The organism is Photorhabdus kleinii, from assembly GCF_025384885.1.
GTDB classification, from domain to species: domain Bacteria; phylum Pseudomonadota; class Gammaproteobacteria; order Enterobacterales; family Enterobacteriaceae; genus Photorhabdus; species Photorhabdus kayaii.
Genome location: NZ_JAJAFY010000130.1, coordinates 1 through 1,375, shown reverse-complemented (window position 1 = coordinate 1,375; position 1,375 = coordinate 1). Strand labels below are relative to the sequence as shown.

Below are 1,375 nucleotides of genomic sequence, written 5' to 3'. Positions count from 1 at the left end.
AAAAATCGCCTTCTTAACATCAGCTTGTCCCAGAGAGATAACGCTTTTGCCTTTTATTACGGACATGAGTGATTAACGTTATTCCTTCTGCTTCTAGTTCATCGCACAAAGCCTGCGACAAATACCCTTTATCGCCATACAAACATCCTGTTAACCCTTGTACCAGCGCTTTGACGGGATGGCGATCATCCTTATTTCCTGAGCGCCAAAAGTTCACTACAATCATTGATAACCAGATGAAGTTTAAAGTTTTCCCTCGCTGTGCGACGCCCTGAAATACGCGATGACGGGGAATACGGAGATTGTGGCAAACGGCAATTTTAGTTAAATCAATAAAAGCGATCCCCTGGGTTTCAGCCTTGCGTGACGAAAGAAAAGCACAGAGAGGAATGAGAGCCCTTTGCTTCAAGGTTAACATGCGGGTGTAGCTGACCAACCGGGGAAAATCGGCCTTAAGATAGTGTTTGACATGCTGAATATAAAACGTTTTAAAATCACGATAATGGCTCATGTGGAATAAAATGAGGAGCGTCATCACTTCACTGAGAGAAAGGGAAGCTTCGCGGCGACGTTTGAGCAAACCATTTTCAATTAACTGTTGATGCCAGAGAGGAATAAATTTTTGGCAAAAGTCATCGACGCCACAGTAAAGTTCTTCTAAATTAGACATGCCTGAGGCACTGAGTTCCCTTCTTAAGCAAACCTCAGGTTAATTAAATTATTAATCTGTATGAGAAATAAATGGCCGATTACTAAAACAGAAAGGTAAGAAATTTATTATTATGCATATCTATGGCAGTCATGAGCCATCCTGTAACCGATTTCCCGAAAATAAACTGATATCTTTCTCATCGAACGAAGATGATAATTGCTATGACAGCTCAATAGTTTATACAGATCAGATAATAGAGAAAATTATTAATAAAAACAAAGATAGTAAAGCATTTATTCTCTATTTTTTAGATCATGGATTACAACGTTTAGATAAAAACGGTGACATCCGTCATAACCACGGAGTTAGTCATCCTCGAAAAGAGGCTTATAATATCCCCTTATTTATCTGGTATAACGATAATGTTAATCCAAGATATCGTCATACTGGTGTACTTCAGATAATTATTACCTTATCAGTGATTGGCTAGGTATTTATCATAAATCTCCAGAATACTGCCGTTCACCATTAAACAATTGTTTCAAATCACAGAAAGAGCTAACGGTGATCGATGATAATAAAACTTAATATACCCGTTATCTTTCAAGTTGCCTCTTTGTTGGCTGCACTCACTCATCCCGGTCACATCGTTCGCTATGCCCCTGCGGATTCGCTCCCTTGCCATCGCGGTGCATCTTGAAATCCATAGGATATCCCTTTTAA

3 protein-coding genes are annotated in these 1,375 nt (G+C 39.3%); 2 read left to right on the top strand and 1 reads right to left on the bottom strand.

Features of this window, described 5'->3' with window-relative positions; genetic code table 11:
• Positions 1–19: 19 nt before the first annotated feature.
• On the bottom strand, positions 20–670 hold the full coding sequence (locus tag LG003_RS22950) for a transposase (RefSeq protein WP_262981758.1): 651 nt from the start codon (positions 668–670) through the stop codon (positions 20–22).
• Between the two features lie 112 nt (positions 671–782).
• On the opposite strand from LG003_RS22950, the gene LG003_RS22945 reads away from it, so the two are divergent.
• Both LG003_RS22945 and LG003_RS22940 read left to right on the top strand, forming a co-directional pair.
• Positions 783–1,142: a sulfatase-like hydrolase/transferase gene (locus tag LG003_RS22945; RefSeq protein ID WP_112878430.1), complete on the top strand. Its 360-nt coding sequence runs from the start codon at positions 783–785 to the stop codon at positions 1,140–1,142.
• 81 nt (positions 1,143–1,223) lie between these two features.
• Positions 1,224–1,352, top strand: a complete 129-nt coding sequence (locus LG003_RS22940; protein WP_262981757.1) for a hypothetical protein — start codon at positions 1,224–1,226, stop codon at positions 1,350–1,352.
• Positions 1,353–1,375 lie beyond the last annotated feature (23 nt).